The following is a 20,282-nucleotide window of genomic DNA, read 5'->3' as shown; positions in this document are numbered from 1 at the left end:
TAATCTAATTCTAACATAAATTAACTATAAATTTTTATTATTTATGGGACAATGAGTTCATTTATATAGACTAAATCAACACCACTTTCTTTTAAATAACTAGAAGCATTTTGAAGTGCCAATAAAGTTTCTTTATGCGGATGCCCAATAGCAATAGCATATCCTTTAGTTTTTGCAATTTTAACCACTTTCATTAAATTTGCAGTAATTTTTTCAACATCTAATTCATTATCTAAAAAAACATCCCTTTCTAAAAAGGGTATGTTTTGACAGGTATTAAAAGATTCTTTAGGATGGTATTGGTAATACTTTCTTGTTACACTTGGTATGGTTCTTGAATCCACAAAAGTAATACCCTCTTGGTTTAATGCTTCCAAAAGAAATTTCATTGCCCTTTCATTTTGGGTAAATTTACTGCCTATATGATTATTAACATAAGTTAAATTAGGAAAGTCTTTTTTGAGAGTTTTAATTTTTCCTTCAATGGTCTCCTTAGTATCTGTACTAAGAAGTAAATGATGTCCATTTTGGTGAAAATTTAATGCTTCAAGCGGCAAATGTATCATATAAAAAGGTGCAATTTTTGCTATATTTGGAGTATTAGGAGAAATTTTACCCTTAGGGAATATGGAAGGTGTAACTTTAAAAGGCAATTGCATAACCTTATGGTATTGTCGCATAAAAGCTATATCATCAATAATAATAGCAAGTTGAGGTCTTATCCGCTTACAATCTCCTATTAAATCCTTAGGATTTAAAGACTCTTTAACAACACTTTTTGAGGATTCTTCTTTTAGGCTATTTGTAATTTTAGGCGTATGCCCTAAAGGATTTTCTTGCGTAAAAATATTATCGCTTAAATCTTGATTGGATTCTAATAAATCTAAATTTTTCGTTAAAATCTCTACATTTTGATACAACAAATCTTTATTAACTTCTTTAATATCACTTATTAAAGACTTAGCAAGATTATCTTGTGGGACTTCTGCAAGGATAGGGTTAGAATGTTCTTGATAATTCTTAAGCAAAAAACCTAAAATAACTATTGATACCAACAACAAGAAGATTAAAGCAACAAAAACTAAAAATTTGCTTTTTTTATTTATCAAAAAGAATCTCAACTTCCAAAGTAGTAAAATTCTGATTAGAATCCGTTTTAATATCAATCTTTTGAGCTTTAGTATATTTTTTAATGACCTCTAAAATTTCTTGTTTCATCGCATCTATATAAGGAATATTTACAACGCGTTCGTGAGCTAAAATTAAGGTCAATCTATCTTTTGCTTCTTGTGAAGAAGTTTTTTTATTTCCAAAAAATTTCATAAAACTCATGAAAATAACCTTCCAAAAAATCCTTTTTTAGATCTTAGTTCTAAAAAAGGCACTTCTTCACCTAAAAGTCTTTTTGCTATATTTTTATATGCTTGTGCTGTTAGATTATTTGAATAAATAATTGGCTCTCCTAAATTCGTTGAAGAAATGATTTTATCATCTTCTGGAACGACTCCAATTAAAGGAAGGGCTAAAATATTTAAAACATCTTCTATACTTAACATTTCACCTTTTTCTACCATTTCTGGTTTAAGTCGATTAATAATAACAGATTTTTTAACCTCTTCCCCAAATGCGGCCTTTTTGCTCTTAGCATCAATAATGCCAATTACTCTATCAGCGTCTCTAACACTAGAAACTTCTGGAGTAGAAATAACTAAAGCCTCATCTGCTAAAAACATAGCATGTTCAAATCCCCCTTCAATACCAGCAGGGGAATCAAGTAAAACATAGTCAAATTCATTTTTTAATTTTTCAATAAGATAAACGACTTTATCTTTATCTAAGATATTTTTATCTTTACTTTGGGAGGCGGGGAGAAAATAGAGATTCTTCGTTCTCTTATCATTAATAAGAGCTTGAGAAAGATTACACTCCCCCTCCATGACATTGACAACATCATAAACAATGCGGTTTTCTAAGCCCAAAATCATATCAAGATTCCGCAATCCAATATCAAAATCAACCGCAACTACTTTTTTACCCAAAAGTGCTAATCCAACTGCCAAGTTTGCTGTTGTAGTTGATTTCCCAACCCCACCTTTTCCTGAAGTAATTGTAATAACTATCCCACTCAAAGCATACCTTTTAATTATTTTAGTTAAGAATCTACAAGTTTATAAATCAAGGTTTAGGATAATAACTTCCTAATCAATATTCTAGTTTTTTTGTTTATCAATAAGCTTACCAGAGGCAATCCAAGGCATCATACTCCTTAAATTCTGCCCAACTTTTTCAATAGGATGATTAGCAAGATTTTTTCTCTCTGCGTTCATTCTAGCATATCCCGCTTTACGCTCTAAAATAAAATCTTTAGCAAAACTCCCTTGTTGAATATCTTTTAAAATCTCTTTCATAGCTTTTTTAGATTCTTCATTAATAACTCTAGGACCACTTATCATATCTCCATATTCAGCAGTATTTGAAATAGAATAACGCATATCGCTCAAACCACCTTGATAAATCAAATCCACTATCAATTTTAACTCGTGCAAACATTCAAAATATGCCATCTCTTCAGGATACCCTGCCTCTACTAATGTTTCAAATCCTGCCTTAATAAGACTAGAAACACCTCCGCATAAGACAGCTTGTTCCCCAAAAAGATCAGTTTCTGTTTCATCTTTAAAAGTAGTTTCGATAATTCCGCTTCTTCCACCACCAATGGCACTTGCATAACTTAAAGCAATAGCTTTTGCATCATTTCTATCAGTATCTTGCTCTATAGCGATCAAATCAGGAATCCCTCCGCCTTTTATAAACTCTGACCTAACCGTATGACCAGGTGCTTTTGGTGCAATCATAATAACTCCTACGCCTTTAGGAGCTTTAATTTGTCCAAAATGGATATTAAATCCATGCCCAAAAGCAATAATCTTGCCTTCAACCAAATAAGGTTTAATATCTACTTTAAAAACATCAGCTTGGAGTTCATCAGGGATTAATATCATAATCAAATCTGCCCATTTTGTCGCTTCACTAACCTCTAATACCTTGAAATTCTTAGCTTCTGCTTTTGCCCAACTCTTACCCCCTTTATAAAGCCCAATAGCAACTTCAACACCAGAATCTCTTAAATTCTCTGCGTGTGCGTGCCCTTGACTCCCAAATCCTATAATAGCAACTTTTTTCCTTTGAATTAATCCTAAATCACAATCTTTATCATAATAAACTCTAAGTGCCATTTTATACCTTTTAAAAAATATTGAAATGGATTATATTCTAATTAAACTTAAGCTATTTTATTGAAACTATTATTCTTTATTTTCAACACTTATTTGGTCTCGTATTTTTTCTACATTTTTCTTACCAAAGCCTTTAACTTTTTCTAACTCATCCACAGACACAAAAGGTTGCTTTTCCCGATAATCAATAATAGCTTGAGCCTTTGCCTCACCTATACCATTAATTTTCATCAACTCTTCTTTACTAGCAGTGTTTAAATCTACTCCACCAAACAAAAACGAAACCATTAAAAAGAATATTGCCAATAATTTCATTTTCTCTCCTTAAATTAAATCTATCCCTTAATTGTAGCAAAAAGCATTTCTATTCCCCCAAATCTGCTAAATATTTTTAATGAAATATTCATTTGTAACTTTTAGTAACACTATATTTTACGAAAACTCAAAGATTCAAGCAAATGCTCTTTTGCTATATATTTAGATTGCACTAAATCCGCAATACTCCTTGCCACACAAAGAATTTTATGCTTTTGACGCAAAGAAATACCAAAACGTTCAATCGCTAACTCCAAAGTTTCTTTAACTTCATTTCCCAAAAAGCAAAATTCCTCTAATTTCTCCCCTTCTAATCTTGCATTAAAACAATCCTGCCCTCTTCGTTTTTGAAATTTAAAAGCCTCCAAAACTTGCTTTTGCATTTGCTTAGAAGCAATAATGTTCTTTTCCTGTATGCCCTCTTGCATTTGCACAAACAAATCCAACCTATCCCAAAAAGGTTCAGAGATTTTATTCTTATAAGCATTAATTTCTTTTTGGTTACAACGACATTCTTTAGAAATACTTAGGAGATTTCCGCAAGGACAAGGATTCATAGCCCCTACAAACAAAAAATCTGCAGGATAAGTAATTTTTGCGTGGAGTCTTGAAATTGTAAAATAATGATTCTGCAAGGGCTCACGTAAAGATTCTAAAATTGTTTTAGGAAAATGCGGCAATTCATCAAAAAATAATATCCCCAAATGCGCTAAAGCAATTTCTCCTGGTTTCACATTTTGAGCTACTGCACTTCCTAATATCGCTGCTTTTGTTGCACTATTGTGAGGATTCCTAAATACCCTAAAAGGAGAGAGCTGGAGTGTATGTGAAGCCATTTCTAAAATTTCTTGTCCTTTAAGAGGGGGTAAAATATAGGGGATTCGGGAAGCTATCATACTTTTGCCACTCCCAGCACTCCCTTCAAAAAGTATATTATGGAATCCACAAGCTGCTATCATAGCAGCCCTTTTTGCCCTCTCTTGACCAATAATATCTTTAAAATCTAGTGGAAAATCTGTACTAAAATAATACTTCTCTCCTAAAATCTCCTCTGATAAGAAAGGTAAGTCTTCATAGCTTTGACTTAAAATAGGAGGATTTTTTAAAACCTCAATGCCTTCTTGGAGTGTATCAATGTAATAAGCTTTTAAATGGGGTATTTTAGAATAAAAGTTTTCCGCACTTTTTGGAAGCAGAAAAAAGGATTGCCGATTCTTATCTTTACTAAGCAAAGAAAAAAGTAGCGGATAGATAGCTGGAGTATCTTTTACCCTCCCATCTAGCCCAATCTCCCCAAAAGCAAACCAAGTTCTCTTATCATCTTGCTCACTGATATGTCCATGCAAAGCAATCAAAAGGGCTATAGGTAAATCATAAAAACTCCCTTGCTTTGGTAAATCTGAAGGAGAGAGATTAACAACAATTTTTAAAGGAGGGAATTTAAAGCCATTAGCTAGAAGTGAAGATTGCACCCTTTGTTTAGATTCTTGTATAGCATTTCCTGCTAAACCTGTAATTTGAAAAGCAGGTAGAGCCTTAGTGAAGCTTATCTCTGCCTCAACTTCTTTAGCCTCTAATCCTTCTAATGCGGCACAATATAGGATATTTAAACCCATGCCTTACAATTCTTATTTTGCTTAAAAGCTTTCTCAAACTTTTTACGCTTTAAGATAGAGAGCTTATCAATAAATAAAACTCCATTTAAATGATCAATTTCGTGCTGAAACACGACTGCTAAATAATCTTGTGCTTCAATCTCTTTAGGATTCCCAAATCTATCTTGGTAGGCAACCTTTACTTTCTGAAAACGTTTAACATCTGCATAAAAATCCGGGACACTTAAACAACCCTCACTAAAAAATATTTCACCACTTTTTTCTAAAATCTCTGGATTAATAACCTCTATTAAATCCTCTTTAACCTGTTTCCCCTCTTCATTAGGCAAACAAATAAGCAAAGCTCTAATAGGTTTTGCGACTTGAATTGCTGAAATTCCAACTCCATTTTTCTGAAGCATCACTTCATACATTCCATCTAGAAATTTATGCAAATCCTCATCAAATTTTTCAATAGGTTTTGAGATTTGACGCAAAAGAGGACTTGGATAAGTGATAACCTCTAACATTATTTACCCTCAAAGACAACAAATGAAGAATCGCTATTAGCGGCTTTTCTTAACGCTTCAATAGCATTTTTAATAAACTCTTGGTGTTTTGTGTTTTTATTAATCTCTAAGATTCCACTATTGACTGCCAAAATAACTTCTTTACCATCAAAATAGATATTGGTAGAACTAACATTATTACAGATTCTATTAGCAAAACGTTTTGCACTCTCTTTATCAATATAATACAACAACACCCCAAAAACACCTTCTCCAATATAGGCAATGATATCACTTTTATTAACAAGATTTTGCAAAATTTTTACAATAGTCTTGTTAATAGCTATGAATTTTCTCTTATCTGCAGTAATCTTCTCAAGCTTCTTTGAAACTTTAAAAATAATAAAGAAATGCGTATGCTTGGTATCTCTAACAGCACCAAGCATTTTAAGAACTTTAGACTCCATATATTTTCTAGTAAAGACTTTATATCGAGAATCTAAGATAGAGCAAGCAACAATATCTTGCACATTGTCAGCACAGGTTTCATAAAAATTTCTAACCTCATCCATTTGTTTTTTTAAGGTTTGGTGTAATTTTAGTAATTCTTGTTCAAAAACTAAAATGATATTTTGAAAGGTATTGGCATTATTAACTGCAGCAATTTCTTTTTTATGATTTTGGACAATACGATACAATACACTAAAATTTTTATGCACTTCTATAACTGCCTGCAAAAGCTTTGTTATAGTATTATAGTTTTCAGAAACTTTAAGCTCAAGCTCTGCTTGTGCTTCAATCAAACTCTCATCTCTTGGACCAAAAGAAGCCAAAAGATCATCTCTAAACTCTTTAGGTTTGTCATTTAAAAGTTTTTCAAAATAAATCTTATAATTCTCTGGTAAAGGAGCCACCTCATTTGAATTCATAGCATCAAAAACTTCTTTACTAAATCTTTGAATATCTGTAACAGAAGGATCTTCTATATCTTCACTTACAGAATCATCAATTTGTTGATTTTCATCTATATCAGTTTCCTGTGCTTCAGTCATTTTTGCTAGCTCTCCACTCATCATAATTGCCTTTATTATTTCAAACTTTTAACTAATACCGCATCAATCAAACCATAATCTTTTGCTTCCTTAGCACTCATAAAAAAATCTCTATCAGTATCCTTAGCAATCTTATCTAAAGGTTGATTAGTATTATCAGCTAAAATACTATTCAATATCCCCTTTAAACGTAAAATTTCCTTTGCTTGGATTTCAATATCTGTAGCCTGCCCTCTAGCACCACCTAATGGTTGATGAATCATAATCCTAGAATTTGGTAGAGAATATCTCTTACCCTTCTCCCCACAACTCAATAAAAAAGCCCCCATACTAGCTGCTTGCCCAATGCAGATGGTGCAAATATCAGGTTTAATATAACTCATTGTATCATAAATACTAAATCCACTTGTAATAACACCACCTGGAGAATTAATATACAAATAAATATCTTTTTCAGGATCTTCTGCCTCTAAAAACAATAATTGTGCAACAATAGATGAAGCCAAGCCATCATTTATTTCACCACTTAACATAACAATCCTATCTTTTAATAATCGTGAATAAATATCATAACTTCGTTCTCCACGACCAGTCTTTTCTATAACAATAGGAACATAATAGCTCATTTACACCTTCTTATCCAATAAATTCGTTAAAATTCTATCCTCTAACATAGCCATTTTCACAGCAGGAAGAAGATTATTATTTTTATAATACTCTAAGATTTCTTGAGGATTCTGCCTCATTGCTATAGCCTCATAATAAATAGTATTAACAACCTCATTATCAGGTATATTAATTTTATCTCTTTTAGCAATAGCATCTATAATAAAAGTAATTTTAACGCTCTTTTGTGCATTTTCCCTTTGTTCCTCTCTTTTAGCTTTAAGCATTTGCTCATCTTTAGCTAATTTTTCTTGTTCCTCTTTAGGCAAGGAAGCAAAAATATTCCTAAGCAATAAATCCATCTCTTGTTCTACGATAGTTTGGGGTAAGTCAAAAATAATCATCTTATCAAGATTCTCTACCAAGCTCATTTTTAACTCTTTATTATATATTTCACGTTTCTTTTCATCTTGCAATTGGGCTTTAACCTTTTCTTTCAACATCTCTACATTTGCCTCTTTTTCATCGGGCAATAAAGTTTTTGCGAAGTTATCATCTACTTCAATTTTGCCTTGTGTTTGTATTTCATTAAGCTTAACTTTAAAAGTTGCTAATTTACCCGCTAAATTCTTAGCTTGATAATTTTCTGGAAAAGTTACTTCAATAGCCTTTTCTTCTCCCTTTTTCATACCAATGAGCTGCTCTTCAAATCCTTCTATAAAAGACTTGCTGCCGATTTTTAGAAGATAATTTTCTGCTTTCCCTCCTTCAAAAGGGCTATTATCTATAAACCCCTCAAAGTCTATTTTGGCATATTCTCCATCTTTTAGCTTCCTACGACTATCTTCAATGCTAATTAGGGGGGCTCTAGCCGTAGCAATTTCTTCTATTCTTGCATCAATATCTTTATCGCTAATCTCTGGGATATTCACAGATGGGATACATTGTTCTAAGTTTTCAAGAGGGATAGGGGGGTTTAACCCAATCTTAAGCTCAATCTCTAATCCTTCTTTTGTTGGATTAAATTTAGTAATTTTTGGATCACCTACTAATAAATTAGGCTGCACCTTTAATGTTTCTAAAACTTCTCTTAAAATATCTTGGATACATTCTTTTTGTGTATCTTCTTCAAGTTGCTTTCCATAACGTGCTTTAATGGTTGCAGTTGGAACATGCCCTTTTCTAAAACCATCAATTTTAAGATTCTTTCCTGCAGATTTTATAACCTCTTGTAGCTTTTTATCTAATTTCTCTTGAGAAATAACTGCTTCTGCAATTGCATTTGCACTATCAATTCTATTTACCTTTAAGCTCATTGTGCTTCATACTCCAAAAACATAAAATAAACAATTTAATAATTTTTTCATTATAACAAATATTTTCTTAAAATTTAAACCCTAAAAATTTATTATCTTACTCAACAAAACATCATATGAACTCTATCAACCTGTATTTCTAATACCCTGTGCTATACCTACTATGGTTGTTACAATCTGCTCAACAATCCTCTCTTTTTGTTGGGGATAATGTGCGTTTTTATATTGTTTAATGAGATAGAGCTGCAAAAAACTAAGGCTTGTCAAGAAAGGCTTACGCAAAAGAATAGATTCTTGAATCATCTTCTCACTAGCTAATAAGCACTCCTCTTGTCTTATAAATAAAAGCCATTCTAAGCTTAAAGTATATTCTCTCTTAATCATCTGCCAGATTCTATCCCTAATCTCTTGTTCCTCTACAAACTCATTATAAAATTTCGCAATTTCTAAATCTACTTTTAAAAATGCTTGCGAAATATTATCGATGGTGGTTTTAAAAAACAAATCCTCCTGATAACATTGCCGAAATATTTCCTTATCGTAAGTCTCATTTGCTTTTTGCAATCCACTACCAAGCCCATACCAAGCAGGGATAATAGTTCTATTTTGTGTCCAAGCAAAAACCCAAGGAATAGCGCGTAAATCCTCTACTCTATGCGTATCTTTTCGCTTACTAGGGCGTGAGCCAATATTGAGTTGCTGGATAAACTCTATAGGAGTAGCACTCTTAAAATACTCCATAAAACCCTCTGTTTGATAAACTAATACCCGATACGCTTTAAAGGATTCTTCACTAACCTTTCGCATTAAAGAATCATAGTCTTTTTTAGGGGCTAAATGCACCCCACCAAATTTATCATAAACAGATTTTTTCAATAAAGCAGCTAAAATACTAGAAAAATTAAAAGCCGCTTTTTTAGGGTTAAGGTATTTAACGCTAATAACTTCACCTTGCTCTGTTGTCTTTAAAAATCCTGCCACGCTATTATTAGGGGATGCCATTAGGGCATCACTTAATGCACCTCCACCACGACTAACACTGCCTCCTCTACCGTGAAACAATCGGAACTTAATGTTTAATTCCTCCCCTAAGGCTATGAGGTTAGAAATTGCTTTATATAAAGAATAATTACTGGCAAAAATCCCCCCATCTTTACTAGAATCAGAATACCCAATCATAATCTCTTGATAATTTTTTCTTGATTGCAAATATTGAAGATATTGCGTATTCCTACAAAGCTCTCTTAAGATTTTAGGAGCATTTTCTAAGTCTGAAATAGTTTCAAAAAGTGGTGAAATAGAGATTCTATTCTTTTTTCCCTCTCTCCAAAGCCCTGATTGTTTGGCATACCAAAAAACACATAAAAAATCATTCGCACTCTTACACATTGAAATAATGCACGAATTAATAATATTATCACTAATCCTTGTTTTTGCCCATTGAAAATTCCAAAAAACCAATAATATCTCTTGGGTTTGGCTGCTAAGCTTATCATAGATTTTATTAAGATCTGGTGATGGTTGATTGAGTGCAAAATCTAAAACCTCCCTTTGTTTATTAGGAGGTAGAAGCAATAAATCCTCTTGTGTATAGCCCAAAATAGAAAAAATTTCGGCTAAAGCCCTCCAAAAGACATCGCGATGTTCTCTAAAATCTAGCTGCATTAAATGAAACCCTGCTAAAAGCACTAAATTCTTTAATCGCTTTAAATATTTTCTACTACGATTATCTAAAGATTCTATAAGCATTTCAATATCTTTTATAAACTCTTTAGGGGTTTGATATTTATAAATCTCGTTCTCCTCTAAAGCTATTTGCGGTAGATTTAAAGCAATAATCCTATTTTGTAATTTCACTCTCATACAAGTAAGTTTTGCCCTTATAGGCTCTTGCAAAAAAAGTTTTCTTGCCATATCATCTAAACATTCTTTTTCTTCCTCTAAACTCTCTAATAATTCCTCTGTGGGGCAAATATATTCTCTTGCGTGGGATAGCTCTCGACTTAATTTATCAATAATCTTTAAATAATGCTCAATAATGGTTTTATGCTGTTGTTTCATAACCGCTAACATTACAGAATTATTCACATAAGGATTCCCATCCCTATCACCTCCAATCCAACTACCAAGCCTAATAGGAGATTTTTTCAAATCCTCCCCCAAAACTTCTTGCACTTCCTCTAAAACCTCTGTCCCACTCTGTAAGATGGAGCTTTCCATAAAATATAATAAATTATCTAATTCAAATAATACCTCTATTTTCTCTCTACGCACAATATGGCTATACCATAAACAACTTAAGCGGTATTTCAAATGCTCTTTTGCCTCTTGGTTACCACAATCAATCCATAAATGCAAATCATCACACATTTGGTGATAACTCTCTAAAAATGTCCTACGCAAAGATTCAGTTGGGTGAGCTGTAAAGACGGGATAAAACTTCATCCTTTTTAAGACTGCTTTAATATCCTCTTCATCATAGCCTTCTACTTTAAGCTCTTGGATGGTTTTTTGTAAATTAACTTTTGGGTTCTTTTTTAAGTGATTTTTCTCGTCAATAATATTAAGGAGTAAATGGTATAAAGTAAAAGCTTTAATAAGATTAGGGATTTCCTCTGATGGCAAATTTTGCAATAAATCTTTTTCATAAAGATGAGAAGATTCTTCTTTAAAAACTATGAAAAACTCCTTAGTATTTGCTGAAACCTCATCTAAAAATTCCATCATTAAATTAAAAATAAAATCTGTATCCTTTTTTTGCTCCATTATGACCACCTTTTATTTTTTATCATTATAACGCTTTCTTACAAAGAAAGGCATTTTTTGCTTTAAAAGCCCTAATAATCTTAAGTTTTTCTTGCAAAATATGCTCTTGTATCATTTTTCTACTGGGTTTTGGTATCGTATTTTCTATCCAACTTACAGGGGAATAATTACCAATGGCATAAAAAATTTTCCATATCCTTTTAACAGGTAACTGCAAAGATTGCTTAGAATAAAGGCAATAAACGCTCTCTTGTGCGTAAAAAAACCTTATTTGGCATTGCAAAAGATTCTTATTCCTTTTAAAGCTTTCTAAGACATTTAATATCTCCAAATCATCACTATGCCATAGTGTTTTTATTTTTTGGTGATTATTCATTAAAAGAAACATTGATTTTTTAAGTGTTTTGGGGATTTGTATATCTAAGTGCTTTTCAAAAGATTCCTCCCTTTGCCTAGGGGATAAAGAAGGATTAGCAAGAAACTCTAAAAACAAATAATAATAAAGCGTGCTTAGTTTAAGCAATTCACCCCCTGCTTTTAAAACCTCTAAAACTTTCATTATATAATCAAAAACAGAAATTTCTATATTATCAAACCCTATCTTTAGGGAATTAAGTGAGTAAATAAAGGGAAAAACCCTATCTAAAACACCAAGATCTAACAAGGTTTGAAAAAATAAATAAGATTTTTCATAATGTAAAAGAATCGCTATTTCTTGGTAGAGCCTATTAGGCTCTAGCTCCGCTAAACTCTCCTTCATTGTAGCAATGAGAGCTTTAGTGCGAGGGTGAATTTGCCATAGTTCCCCAAACTTTGCTCTAAATCTCGCAATCCTTATCACACGCAAAGGATCTTCACAAAAGCTCAAGGAGGTATGCTTTAAGACTTTATTGGCTAAATCCTCTCTCCCCTTAAAAGGGTCGATAATCTCTCCACTACTTTCATCTAATGCCATAGCATTAATAGTCAAATCACGTCTTTTTAAATCCTCATAAAGGGTAATATTTTCTATCTCATAACAAAAACCATTATAACCTTTAGCAACTTTACTTTCTCTCCTTGCTAAAGCTATTTGTGTATATTTATCTACTAAATAAACAGGAAAGTTTTTGCCAACTTTGCGTAAATGCAAAAAATCATCTTGGGTATAACCAACTGCTACATAATCTTTATCTTTTATAGGCAACCCTAAAAGCCCGTCCCTAACCGCTCCACCTACAAGATAAATTTTTTTAGTAAAGCCCGTATTTTCCATCGATTCTTTTATAAATCACCCGCATTTTAGAATCTTTATCATTAAAAACAAAAAATTGTTGAGAGCTACTCTTTAAACACTCTAATGCCTCATCAATATCCATAGGTTTATGCAAATACAAATCCATTGGAACAATCTCATCCTCCCCTTTTAAAGTTAAAGCTTCATCGCGTAAAATATCCATTGCCATTAATTCTTCAGTAGGAGTTGTATGCTTTTGATTAATTTTGTCATGATAACGACGCAAAATTTTATGCATTCTTGCAAATGCTAAATCCGCAGCGACATACAAATCTTTATCTTTTTGGCTAATAACAATCATATTAGCCTTTGCCACAGATAAAGCCATATCAATCAAAAAAGACTTTTTCTTTTTCTCTTTTCCCTTTTTTTCTTGAAAAGAAACTACCACACGAAAACTCAAAATATCTAAATGATATTTTTTTAACCCCTCACCTAGATGGATAATATATTCTTTAATGGAATCTGTAAGTTCAAAATGTCTTGAAGTTATCACTATATTCATAAAAATCTCCTTGTTTTCTTATATTGTATCACAATGGAGTTAAAACAATATCTTTAAAAACAGGTTTTAAGATTATTTAAAAAGTTACAACTCAAAGTTTTTCATCGCCTCTCTTAAAAGATTTTTATCAAAGACTACTCCTTGGGATTGCATAAAAATCTCAAAAGCTAAAATTGCTTGATAAACCAACATATCTTTACCATCTTGAATGAGTATTTTTAAAGATTGTGCTAATTGCAAAAAAGGAGTTTCTCTGCCATAAACCAAATCAAAGGCTAATTGTGCTTGTTTTAAAATCTCTATAAGTTGCTCCTTGTGAATCGGAAAAGAATTTTCTAATCCAGAGGGTGTAGCATTAATAATAAGATCATAGGCTTTTTTAGGTTTAAAAGAATCAAAAGTATAAGTTTCAAACCCTCTAAAAGATGTTAAACGCTCACTAGAGCGATTTAAAATCGTTGTATCAATATTTTTTTCTTGCAAAATGCAAGCCAATGCCTTAGCACTCCCCCCAGCACCTAAAATAAGGGTATTTTTAAATTTAAAAGAGGCAATACATTCATAAAAGCCCATCGCATCAGTGTTATATCCAAAAATCTTATTATTACAAAAAACAATAGTATTCACCGCTTGTATTTTTTTCGCAATTCCAAAGGTTTCATCACAAGAGCTAAAAGCTATTTCTTTAAAGGGAATAGTAATATTTGCACCCTTTAAGCCTAAGGTCTGTAAAAATCTAAAATCTTTTTCTTTATCTAAACAATAGCGTCCATAGAAAGCATTAATACCCAATACTTCAAAGGCGTAATTATGCAAAAGGGGTGAAAGGGAATGATTAATAGGGTTTCCAACAACAGCAAATTGCATTATTGTTCTATTAGAGATCTACGAAGAGTCCAACCCTCAAGAGCATTTTTATCCTTAATTCTAGCCCATCCATTGGCTTCCTCAACAATCTCTACACTATCTTGAGGGGTAAGCTTACCCATAATAGGAGAATTTATAGAAGGTTTTTGGCGAATATTTAAACGAGGAACTTTAGAAGTATAGTAAATAGGCCTAGCTTGATTTTTTTGGGTATTTTCTGAAGAATTTGGCTGAACTTGTGAAATAAAACTCTCTGAAAAATAGGATCTTGTATAGGCTTTTAAAACCCAGCCCAAGGTCATTTGTGTAACAGCCTCACCAATTAATACCCACTTCCCATTATCCTCTAAAATAATCGCTTTAAGTTGCGGGGTGAATTTGCCTATTATAGCAGAAGTTGTATTAGGTTCCTCTCTTATATTAAGAAAAGGCACTTTGGAGGTAATATATTTCTTAGGATCCTCTAATTCATTAGGTATTTCATTATTAATTTCAATCTCTGCATTATTATCAGTTTGATTATTATCAAACAAAGGCGCAATCTCTTTTTGCAGCTGTTGTGCTAAGGCGTCTAAATTATCTTCTTGAGATAACATAGACTCTGCTTCAGTAAGAGGCTGCATTTTGCTATCTTGTCTTTTAATAATTTCAAAAATAGAATAATAAATGGCAAAAGCCAACAATAATACAAAAATAGGTAAAGGATAGATCTTAAAAAAACGTTTTATCCCTTCAAACATATCCATAAACCCTTTTAGCAAATTAAGCTAACATTGTAGCTAAAAAACTCTTATTAAGCAAATTTTACCCTTTTGTTACCTTGTTTTATCTCACCTAAGATATAACCATTACATATTTTAGTAAGGGCATTAGCCTCCTTACAATCACAAACCAAAACCATACCAACCCCCATATTAAAAGTCTGATATTTATCAGAATCCGCTACATATTTTGTGAGCCATTCAAAAATAGGGAGTGTTTGTATCTTTTGCTCTTCAATAATAGCATCAACATCATAGGGCAAGATTCTAGGGATATTTTCTATTAATCCCCCTCCTGTAATATGGGCTAAAGCCTTAATTTTATGCTCAATAGCTTTAAAAGTTTTTACATAAATTTTTGTTGGGGTTAAAAGCTCCTCTATAAGAGTTTTTCCATTAAAGTTAGATTCTAAGTTTATGTGATGCTCTGCAATAATCTTCCGAACAAGTGAATAACCATTAGAATGTATTCCACTACTTGGAAGTGCCACTAAAATATCACCAGCTTTTATAGAGTTTTCTCTCTCTACCCTTTCTTTTTCTGCAATACCTACGGCAAATCCAGCTAAATCAAAATCCTCTTTTTGATACATTCCGGGCATCTCTGCACTTTCTCCGCCTATTAATGCACATTCTGCCTCTAAACAACCTTTGGTAATCCCCTTAATAACTTCTAAGGCTTTAGTTTTATTGAGCTTTCCAGTTGCATAATAATCTAAGAAAAAAAGCGGGGTAGCAAAATTACAAATCAAATCATTAACACACATTGCGACTAAATCTATACCCACATTCTCTAAAATCCCCCAATCAATGGCTAGACGCAATTTCGTCCCAACACCATCAGTAGCGGCTAAAATTACAGGCTCTTTATAACCATTAGGAATCTTATAAGCTCCACTAAAAGAACCAATTCCTCCTAAAACATTTGCATCAAAGGTAGATTGCACCAGATCTTTTAAATCCTCTACTAGAGCATTTCCCTCTGCTATATCTACACCGCTATCTTTATAACTTAGCTTCTCCATAATATCCCTCTAATGCAAAATATCTAAGCAAATGATACAAAATTACAACTTAAAGCTTGAGAATTTCGCCTATAATTAACAAAATTTAATGCTAGCTACTATATAATTTATCGAAATTATGTATTAGGAGGCAAATATGTCTCAAAACACCCTTAATAAGGCGATAAATTTTATTAACCGCGAATTATCTTGGCTTCGGTTTAATACACGCGTTTTAAGTGAAGCACAAGATAAAAATAATCCTTTATTAGAGCGTCTAAAATTCCTTGCTATCTATAGAACCAACCTTGATGAATTTTATATGGTAAGAGTTGCGGGATTAAAACGACTTTATAGTGAGGGGATTATAGAAAGCGGGTCGGATAGATTAACCCCCAAAGAACAATTAGAGGAGATCAGAAACTATCTCCAAAAAGAACAAGAATGCCTAGAATCTTGTTACCAAGAAATTAAAAAAGGACTCCAAAATATCGGTTTATCGATTAAAACCTATGATGAAGTCAATAAAGAGCAAAAACAAAAGCTTCAAGAATATTTCTTAAACCACCTATATCCCATTGTTGTACCAATTGCTGTAGATGCTACGCATCCTTTTCCTCACCTTAACAATCTTACCTATGTCTTAGCACTCAAACTCCAAAACCTTGATAATCCCAATGAAATTAAATTTGGTATGACAAGAATTTCAAGAATGCTCCCTGGCTTTATCAATCTTGATGATACTTATATCTATACAGATAGTGTTGTAGCAGAATTTACTAGTGAGTTATTTCCGGGATTTAAAGCTATTAATTGGGGTGCCTTTAGGGTAACAAGAAATGCCGATATGGAGATAGAGGAGGAGGAAGCCGATGATTTTATGGTGCTAATGACAGAGGGATTAAAGTCTCGCAGAAAGGGAGAGATTATCCGACTTGAAATTAGCAAAAGTGCGGATGAAGAATTAAAAGGTTTTATTGCCCAATATATTAAAGTCTCAGCAGAAGATATTTATGAATACCAATTACCGATGAATTCTAATATCCTATGGGAAATTGTAGGGAATAAAAACTTTGCTAATCTCACTTTTCCAAACTATACCGCTAAAATCTTACCCCCCCTAGATTCTAAAGCGAATATTTTTTCTGTGTTAGATACAAGGGATATTCTTTCTTTTCAACCTTATGAAAGCTTTGAACCCATTGTAAATTTCATCCAAAGTGCTGCAAAAGACCCGGATGTTTTTTCCATTCGTATGACTTTGTACCGTGTTGGCAAAAACTCCCCTATTGTTAAATCACTTATTGAAGCAGCTGAAAATGGTAAGCAAGTTACAGCTCTTGTAGAGCTTAAAGCAAGATTTGATGAAGAAAATAATCTTAATTGGGCAAAAGCCTTAGAATCTGCTGGAGCTCATGTTATCTATGGAGTGCCCGGATTAAAAGTGCATGCAAAAATTGCCTTAGTGATTAAAAGTATCGGGAGAGAATTACGCGAATATGTGCATTTAAGCACAGGAAATTATAATCCAAGCACCGCAAAAATTTATACCGATATTAGCTATATGACTTCTAAAAAGGAATTTACCCAAGATGCCACAAAATTCTTTCACAATCTCTCTGGTTTCTCGCATAAATCCAAACTTCAAACTCTCTTTGCCGCCCCTATGCAAATAAAATCTAAGATTTTAGAACTTATCCACAATGAAGCTAAAAAGGGGAATGAGGGGAGAATTATCTTAAAGGCTAATTCCATTGTCGATACGGATGTAATTTTAGCCCTTTATCAAGCCTCTAATGTTGGAGTTAAAATAGATTTAATTATTCGTGGAATTTGTTGTTTAAAACCAAATATCAAAGGTGTAAGTGAAAATATCCGCGTAATCTCTATTGTAGGAAAATATCTAGAACACGCAAGAATCTATTATTTTAAACACTCAAAACCACAAATTTACTTTGCAAGTGCGGACTTAATGCCAAGAAACCTAGAAAGAAGGGTAGAATTAATGACCCCTATTTTTCAACAAGATTTAGCGGATAAGCTCTTTGGGATTTTAAAAATCCAAAGTGAAGATAATGCTAAATCTCACGAACTTCAAAGCAATGGTGAATACAAAAAACTCTCCCCCAATGCTGGAGAGAAAGCCATCAATAGCCAAAAGATTTTAGAAGATTATACCAACTCTACTTATATCTCTTTAAAACGGGAGGAAGAAGAAGTCAAAGCCAAAAAACTTTCAAGACAAATGTTTAAAAAGAGTTAGAAACTTAAACTTAAAAGGAATTTTGATGAATCTTAGCCAAACACTCTATAAAGCAAAAATAGCTACCAATATCCTAGCAAAACTCCCCCACCAACAAAGACAACAATTTTTAAGAGATTGTGCCTTAGGTTTAGAGGCAAATATACAAAGTCTTTTAGAGGCTAATCTGAAAGATTTAAACAACGCTCAAACTATGAATCTAAACAATGCGATGATAGAGCGTCTAAGCCTTGATGAAACCAAGATTAGGAATATGGCACAATCCCTAAGAAAAATAGCAGACTTTCAAGACCCCTTGCACAGAATCTTAAGTGGTTTTAGTAATGCTAAAGGGCTTGATATTCAAAAAGTTAGCATACCTTTGGGCGTTATTGCTATTATTTATGAATCAAGACCCAATGTAACAAGTGATACAGCTGGATTATGTTTCAAAAGTGGAAATGTCTGTATCCTCAAAGGAGGCAAAGAAGCACAAAACTCTAATGAGAGCATTATACAAATCTTTCATAAAATCCTAAGCCAACACCATCTCCCTTTAGAATCTATTACTTTGCTTCCAAGTATGCAAAAGAGAGAAGACTTAAAAGAATTACTCTATGCCAAAGATTTTATCGATTTAATCATTCCTAGAGGCGGGGAGGGATTGATTAGCTTTGTAAGTGAGCATTCTAAAATCCCTGTTATTAAGCACGATAAAGGAGTCTGCCATATTTATGCACACCATAGCTGCAAAATTGAAGAATCTATTGCCATTATCCTCAATGCTAAAACCTCTCGCCCTAGCACTTGTAATGCCTGTGAAACACTGCTTATAGATAAGGCATTTGCTAAAGACTTTTTACCCAAAGTAGCATTAGCACTTAGAGACAGAGGAACTTTGCTTAAGGGTTGTGAAGAATCTTGTAATATCTTAAAACATCACACTATAGAATGTGAGTTAGTCCCTACTGAAGCTTATCATAGAGAATATAACGACAATATCTTAAACCTTAAAATCGTGCAAAGTTTCCAAGAAGCCCTCTTACACATCCAAACCTATGGAAGCGGACATAGTGATGCGATTTTATGTGAGGATTATAGCCTTGCTGAAGAGTTTTTAAACCAAATAGATAGTGCTTGCATATATGTGAATGCCTCGACAAGATTTAGTGATGGAGAGGAATTTGGTTATGGAGCAGAAGTGGGTATATCAACAGCTAGAATCCACGCAAGAGGACCTATGGGGGTAGAGAGTTTAACTACCTATAAATACAAAATAAGAGGAAATGGGCAAGTGCGCTAAAACTCCCAATTTTGAGCCCTTATTAAAATATCTTTGGCCCCTAAAGCGATGAATTTTAGAGCCAATGCTCTCCCTAAATTTTGACAATCCTCTACACTCTCAACTTTAGATTCTATACTATCCTCTAAAATCTCCTCTCCACTAGGCAATCCAAGTATAGCCCTTAGGGTAATGCAGCCTTGCTTAAACACAGCATTAACTCCAATAGGGACTTGACAACCCCCCTCTAGGGTTTTCACAAATTCCCTTTCACAACTCGTTTCAAAGAGGGAATTTGTATCATTTAAAAAGGCAAGTTTTTCATAAATCTCACTATCCCTTTTGCATTCGACACCAAGTGCCGCCTGTCCCATTGCAGGAATCATAAATTCTAGGGGTAAAACATACTTAACCCCTTTTATTTCAAGACGATTAACACCTGCTTGTGCTAAGATAATCGCATCAAATTCCCCGTCTTCTAATCGCTTTAAACGCGTCTGGACATTTCCCCTTAAACTTATGCAATCTAAATCACTCCGCAATCTTTTTAACTGCATAGTCCGCCTTAAAGAAGTCGTCCCAACTCTAGCCCCTTTAGGCAAAGATTCTATATCTTTATAAGCAGAGCTTAAAAAACTATCCCGCACATCCTCGCGTTTAGTAATGGCAGCTAAACCTAAGCCGTCTATAAACTCTACGGGGACATCTTTAAGGCTATGCACTGCTATATCAATAACATTTTCTAGCAAGAGCGTTTCTAATTCTTTAGTAAAAAGCCCCTTCCCCCCAATCTTAGCTAAAGGGACATCAAGGATTTTATCCCCTTTAGTTTTCACAATTTTTAGCTCCACTTGCCAATTAGGATAAGCCTTTCTAAGAGATTCTTTAACATAATTTGCCTGCCAAAGTGCTAAAACACTCCCCCTAGTCCCAATAACAATTCTCTCCAC

At 33.2% G+C, this 20,282-nt stretch carries 19 protein-coding genes; 2 read left to right on the top strand and 17 right to left on the bottom strand.

What is annotated here, in order from left to right:
- Positions 1-41: 41 nt before the first annotated feature.
- The 16 genes from LS72_RS11250 to purM form a co-directional block, all read right to left on the bottom strand.
- Positions 42-1,058, bottom strand: coding sequence for a divergent polysaccharide deacetylase family protein (locus tag LS72_RS11250; protein WP_238700651.1), 1,017 nt, complete (start codon positions 1,056-1,058; stop codon positions 42-44).
- A gap of 40 nt (positions 1,059-1,098) precedes the next feature.
- Positions 1,099-1,332 (bottom strand): cell division topological specificity factor MinE, encoded by a 234-nt coding sequence (gene minE, locus LS72_RS00955; RefSeq protein ID WP_034552979.1) that lies wholly within the window; start codon positions 1,330-1,332, stop codon positions 1,099-1,101.
- Complete coding sequence (minD, locus tag LS72_RS00950) at positions 1,329-2,129, bottom strand: septum site-determining protein MinD (RefSeq protein WP_034552976.1); 801 nt, start codon at positions 2,127-2,129, stop codon at positions 1,329-1,331. Before minD ends, minE begins: the two co-directional genes overlap by 4 nt.
- 81 nt (positions 2,130-2,210) lie before the next feature.
- The gene (gene ilvC, locus LS72_RS00945; RefSeq protein ID WP_034552974.1) at positions 2,211-3,236 is read right to left on the bottom strand and encodes a ketol-acid reductoisomerase; all 1,026 of its coding nucleotides are present in this window, start codon (positions 3,234-3,236) and stop codon (positions 2,211-2,213) included.
- Between the two features lie 69 nt (positions 3,237-3,305).
- Positions 3,306-3,551, bottom strand: coding sequence for a ComEA family DNA-binding protein (locus LS72_RS00940; protein ID WP_034552971.1), 246 nt, complete (start codon positions 3,549-3,551; stop codon positions 3,306-3,308).
- Positions 3,552-3,661: 110 nt separating this feature from the next.
- A complete protein-coding gene (locus LS72_RS00935) occupies positions 3,662-5,167 on the bottom strand; it encodes a YifB family Mg chelatase-like AAA ATPase (RefSeq protein ID WP_034552968.1) in 1,506 nt (501 codons plus the stop codon).
- Positions 5,158-5,676, bottom strand: a complete 519-nt coding sequence (gene def / locus LS72_RS00930) for a peptide deformylase (RefSeq protein WP_034552967.1) — start codon at positions 5,674-5,676, stop codon at positions 5,158-5,160. Before def ends, LS72_RS00935 begins: the two co-directional genes overlap by 10 nt.
- Positions 5,676-6,728: a GGDEF domain-containing protein gene (locus LS72_RS00925; protein ID WP_052087232.1), complete on the bottom strand. Its 1,053-nt coding sequence runs from the start codon at positions 6,726-6,728 to the stop codon at positions 5,676-5,678. Before LS72_RS00925 ends, def begins: the two co-directional genes overlap by 1 nt.
- A gap of 14 nt (positions 6,729-6,742) precedes the next feature.
- Positions 6,743-7,333 (bottom strand): ATP-dependent Clp endopeptidase proteolytic subunit ClpP, encoded by a 591-nt coding sequence (clpP, locus tag LS72_RS00920; protein WP_034552965.1) that lies wholly within the window; start codon positions 7,331-7,333, stop codon positions 6,743-6,745.
- Complete coding sequence (tig, locus tag LS72_RS00915; RefSeq protein WP_034552964.1) at positions 7,334-8,629, bottom strand: trigger factor; 1,296 nt, start codon at positions 8,627-8,629, stop codon at positions 7,334-7,336.
- A 126-nt stretch (positions 8,630-8,755) separates the two neighbouring features.
- Positions 8,756-11,395, bottom strand: coding sequence for a phosphoenolpyruvate carboxylase (locus tag LS72_RS00910; protein ID WP_034552961.1), 2,640 nt, complete (start codon positions 11,393-11,395; stop codon positions 8,756-8,758).
- A 25-nt stretch (positions 11,396-11,420) separates the two neighbouring features.
- Positions 11,421-12,650, bottom strand: coding sequence for a CCA tRNA nucleotidyltransferase (locus LS72_RS00905; RefSeq protein WP_034552959.1), 1,230 nt, complete (start codon positions 12,648-12,650; stop codon positions 11,421-11,423).
- Positions 12,628-13,176, bottom strand: coding sequence for a ribosome hibernation-promoting factor, HPF/YfiA family (hpf, locus tag LS72_RS00900; protein ID WP_034552958.1), 549 nt, complete (start codon positions 13,174-13,176; stop codon positions 12,628-12,630). The genes LS72_RS00905 and hpf overlap by 23 nt, the downstream gene beginning before the upstream one ends.
- An 84-nt stretch (positions 13,177-13,260) precedes the next feature.
- Positions 13,261-14,043, bottom strand: coding sequence for a shikimate dehydrogenase (locus tag LS72_RS00895; protein WP_034552956.1), 783 nt, complete (start codon positions 14,041-14,043; stop codon positions 13,261-13,263).
- On the bottom strand, positions 14,043-14,789 hold the full coding sequence (locus LS72_RS00890; RefSeq protein WP_138154882.1) for an SH3 domain-containing protein: 747 nt from the start codon (positions 14,787-14,789) through the stop codon (positions 14,043-14,045). Before LS72_RS00890 ends, LS72_RS00895 begins: the two co-directional genes overlap by 1 nt.
- Positions 14,790-14,836: 47 nt before the next feature.
- On the bottom strand, positions 14,837-15,829 hold the full coding sequence (purM, locus tag LS72_RS00885) for a phosphoribosylformylglycinamidine cyclo-ligase (protein WP_034552950.1): 993 nt from the start codon (positions 15,827-15,829) through the stop codon (positions 14,837-14,839).
- Positions 15,830-15,965: 136 nt separating this feature from the next.
- On the opposite strand from purM, the gene LS72_RS00880 reads away from it, so the two are divergent.
- The gene (locus tag LS72_RS00880; RefSeq protein WP_034552947.1) at positions 15,966-18,071 is read left to right on the top strand and encodes an RNA degradosome polyphosphate kinase; all 2,106 of its coding nucleotides are present in this window, start codon (positions 15,966-15,968) and stop codon (positions 18,069-18,071) included.
- 25 nt (positions 18,072-18,096) lie between these two features.
- Entirely contained in the window at positions 18,097-19,353 is a 1,257-nt protein-coding gene (locus LS72_RS00875; RefSeq protein ID WP_034552946.1) for a glutamate-5-semialdehyde dehydrogenase, read from the top strand.
- Here the strand turns inward: LS72_RS00875 and hemC are convergent.
- A complete protein-coding gene (gene hemC, locus LS72_RS00870) occupies positions 19,350-20,282 on the bottom strand; it encodes a hydroxymethylbilane synthase (RefSeq protein WP_034552943.1) in 933 nt (310 codons plus the stop codon). The genes LS72_RS00875 and hemC overlap by 4 nt on opposite strands.

Source organism: Helicobacter apodemus, assembly GCF_000765745.2.
Lineage (GTDB): Bacteria > Campylobacterota > Campylobacteria > Campylobacterales > Helicobacteraceae > Helicobacter_D > Helicobacter_D apodemus.
Note: the sequence above shows the minus strand (reverse complement) of the source record. Positions and strands in the feature narration are given on the sequence as shown.

Bases quoted from the DNA above. Each gene is read 5' to 3' on its own strand.
- minE (WP_034552979.1), bottom strand. From the start codon at position 1,332: ATGAGTTTTATGAAATTTTTTGGAAATAAAAAAACTTCTTCACAAGAA.
- ilvC (WP_034552974.1), bottom strand. From the start codon at position 3,236: ATGGCACTTAGAGTTTATTATGATAAAGATTGTGATTTAGGATTAATT.
- LS72_RS00940 (WP_034552971.1), bottom strand. From the start codon at position 3,551: ATGAAATTATTGGCAATATTCTTTTTAATGGTTTCGTTTTTGTTTGGT.
- LS72_RS00935 (WP_034552968.1), bottom strand. From the start codon at position 5,167: ATGGGTTTAAATATCCTATATTGTGCCGCATTAGAAGGATTAGAGGCT.
- def (WP_034552967.1), bottom strand. From the start codon at position 5,676: ATGTTAGAGGTTATCACTTATCCAAGTCCTCTTTTGCGTCAAATCTCA.
- LS72_RS00925 (WP_052087232.1), bottom strand. From the start codon at position 6,728: ATGAGTGGAGAGCTAGCAAAAATGACTGAAGCACAGGAAACTGATATA.
- clpP (WP_034552965.1), bottom strand. From the start codon at position 7,333: ATGAGCTATTATGTTCCTATTGTTATAGAAAAGACTGGTCGTGGAGAA.
- tig (WP_034552964.1), bottom strand. From the start codon at position 8,629: ATGAGCTTAAAGGTAAATAGAATTGATAGTGCAAATGCAATTGCAGAA.
- LS72_RS00910 (WP_034552961.1), bottom strand. From the start codon at position 11,395: ATGGAGCAAAAAAAGGATACAGATTTTATTTTTAATTTAATGATGGAA.
- LS72_RS00905 (WP_034552959.1), bottom strand. From the start codon at position 12,650: ATGGAAAATACGGGCTTTACTAAAAAAATTTATCTTGTAGGTGGAGCG.
- hpf (WP_034552958.1), bottom strand. From the start codon at position 13,176: ATGAATATAGTGATAACTTCAAGACATTTTGAACTTACAGATTCCATT.
- LS72_RS00895 (WP_034552956.1), bottom strand. From the start codon at position 14,043: ATGCAATTTGCTGTTGTTGGAAACCCTATTAATCATTCCCTTTCACCC.
- LS72_RS00890 (WP_138154882.1), bottom strand. From the start codon at position 14,789: ATGGATATGTTTGAAGGGATAAAACGTTTTTTTAAGATCTATCCTTTA.
- purM (WP_034552950.1), bottom strand. From the start codon at position 15,829: ATGGAGAAGCTAAGTTATAAAGATAGCGGTGTAGATATAGCAGAGGGA.
- LS72_RS00880 (WP_034552947.1), top strand. From the start codon at position 15,966: ATGTCTCAAAACACCCTTAATAAGGCGATAAATTTTATTAACCGCGAA.
- LS72_RS00875 (WP_034552946.1), top strand. From the start codon at position 18,097: ATGAATCTTAGCCAAACACTCTATAAAGCAAAAATAGCTACCAATATC.